This is a genomic window from Arthrobacter sp. JCM 19049, assembly GCF_001310435.1.
This window is the reverse complement of the sequence record NZ_BAXF01000393.1, coordinates 1-2,055: the sequence shown is the minus strand read 5'-3', so window position 1 is coordinate 2,055 and position 2,055 is coordinate 1. Positions and strand designations below refer to the sequence as shown.

At 67.8% G+C, this 2,055-nt stretch carries 3 protein-coding genes and 2 pseudogenes; 4 read left to right on the top strand and 1 reads right to left on the bottom strand.

The genetic code is table 11. The annotated features are described in order from the left end of the window. From JCM19049_RS12580 to JCM19049_RS12570, 4 genes and pseudogenes are all read left to right on the top strand, one after another. Nucleotides 1–716: pseudogene (locus JCM19049_RS12580) on the top strand (hypothetical protein); the annotation flags it as partial. Beyond that, a complete protein-coding gene (locus JCM19049_RS12575) occupies nt 646–927 on the top strand; it encodes a hypothetical protein (RefSeq protein WP_054821762.1) in 282 nt (93 codons plus the stop codon). The pseudogene JCM19049_RS12580 and the gene JCM19049_RS12575, both read left to right, overlap by 71 nt. After that, nucleotides 924–1,106: pseudogene (locus JCM19049_RS23555) on the top strand (TetR/AcrR family transcriptional regulator); the annotation flags it as partial. The gene JCM19049_RS12575 and the pseudogene JCM19049_RS23555, both read left to right, overlap by 4 nt. Nucleotides 1,107–1,201: 95 nt before the next feature. Next, nucleotides 1,202–1,525 (top strand): hypothetical protein, encoded by a 324-nt coding sequence (locus JCM19049_RS12570; protein WP_054821761.1) that lies wholly within the window; start codon nt 1,202–1,204, stop codon nt 1,523–1,525. 185 nt (nt 1,526–1,710) lie between these two features. Here JCM19049_RS12570 and JCM19049_RS20765 read toward each other — a convergent pair. Then, nucleotides 1,711–2,055, bottom strand: a 345-nt coding sequence (locus tag JCM19049_RS20765; protein WP_374700312.1) for a histidine phosphatase family protein, incomplete at its 5' end; no start/stop codon positions are given.

Below are 2,055 nucleotides of genomic sequence, written 5' to 3'. Positions count from 1 at the left end.
CCAAGACGCTGTATGCCGGGCAGCGTGACGCGCTGGCCGGGGCGAAGCAGCTGGATTCGGGGGCCAAGGAACTGAACGCCGGTGCCGCCGAACTGCAGACCGGCAGCGCCCAGCTGTACACCGGCCTGAAGGACCTGCAAAGCGGCGTGGGCGACCTGGGCAAGGGCTCCAACGACCTGGCCGACGGTTCCGGGGAACTGGCCACCGGCCTGTCCGACGGCACCAAGGAAATCCCGAATCCGGATGACCCGACCCGCGAGCACCTCTCCGAGGTCATCGGTGACCCGGTGGCCGTGGACCGCACCGACCAGGCCAAGGCCGGCGCGTACGGCGAAGGCCTGGCGCCGTTCTTCATCACCCTGGCCACCTGGATTGGCGCGTTCATCCTGACCCAGGTGATGCGCCCGATCACCAAGCGCGCCCTGGCCTCCAACGGCCGGGACTGGAAGATCGCGCTGGGCGGCTGGATGCCGTTCTTCCTGCTCTCGGTGATCCAGTCCAGCCTGCTGTACGCGGTGGTGCTCTTTTGGCTGGGCCTGGACACCGCCCACCCGTGGATGACCTGGGGCCTGCTGGCGCTGGCTCCATGGCCTTCACCGCGATCATCCAGGCATCACCGCCCTGCTGGGCGCGGCCGGCAAGTTCGTGGTGCTGGTGCTGATGGTGCTGCAGCTGGTGACCGCCGGCGGCACCTTCCCGTGGGAGACGCTGCCTGAGCCGCTGCACGTGCTGCACCGCATCCTGCCGATGGGCCATGTGGTTGCCGGCCTGCGCCACCTGGTCTACGGCGCGGATCTGGCGCTGCTCTCCGAAGTGGTGCTGGGCCTGATCGGCTACACGCTGCTGGGTCTGGCGCTGAGCACCCTGGCGGTGCGCAAGCACAAGACCTGGACGTTGAAGACCCTGCAGCCGGAGCTGGTCGTATGACCGGCGAGGCGGTCGGGCGCCCCCGGGTGCGGGCCACCGATTCCAAGGAACGGCTGTTCGCGGCCTCCATGACCCTGCTGGGGCACCGCGGCATCAACGCGGTCTCGGTGGATGAGATCGCCCGGGCCGCAGGGGTTTCCAAGGGCACGGTGTACTACAATTTTGGCTCCAAGGACTCGATGATCGGCGCCTGCTGGCCTTTGGCGCCGACATCCTCCTGGAGGAGCTGGAACAGTACGCCGAACAGTCCGACGGGCTGCAGGCCCTGGAGGCCATGGTGGTCAGCGCGTTCCGCTTCGTGGAGCGCTACCCGTCCTACGCCCAGCTGTGGATCAGTGAGCAGCAGCGCTCCGAAAGCCTGTGGGGTGAACAGCTCAGCGACTTCAGGGAACAGATCACCGCGCTGATCCGCCAGGTGCTGCGCCGTACCGTGCAGGTTCCCGAGCCCCTGCTGCAGGTGGCGGCCAGCGCGATGTTTGGCGCGACGCTGCTCACCGCCCGGGAACGCGCGGTAACCACCCCGATGCCCCGGCTGGAGGTCTACGTGCAGGCGGTGCTGGCCACCGTGCACGGGCTGGAGCGCGCTGCCGCCGGATAACCTGGTCCAGTCTCTGTCCACCGACCGAACCAACTAACCCCAATCCCGTGACACCGCCTGCGGTGTCACGGGATCTTTTTGCTAGGGCCGGGGCACCACGAAGTGCGTCACGGCTGCGTCCCGCGCATCCAGGTGCGAATACGGTTCGGCGGTTTCCATGACCGTCATCCCCAGGGTGGGGTAGTTCATTGCCAGCTCGTAGACGGCCTCCTGGTCCGAGCCCTTGGAGGCCAGGCGCAGCGCCAGTTCCTGCAGCACCGGCTGGTGGCCAATGACCAGCAGCGTGGAGACCGTATCGGGGGTTTCGTTGATGATCGAGCACAGCCCGGAGGTGCCGCGGAGTAGATGCGGGAGTCAATGTAGGGGGTGGGCGCCTTCTCCCCCAGTTCGGAGAGCACCCAGGCACAGGTGGAGCGGGTGCGCAGCGCATCGGAGCACAGGATGTAGTCCGGGATGAGGTTATTCTCCACCAACCAGCGGCCCGCCGCCCGGCGCCTCCCGGTCACCGCGGGCACCAGCGGACGGTCGTG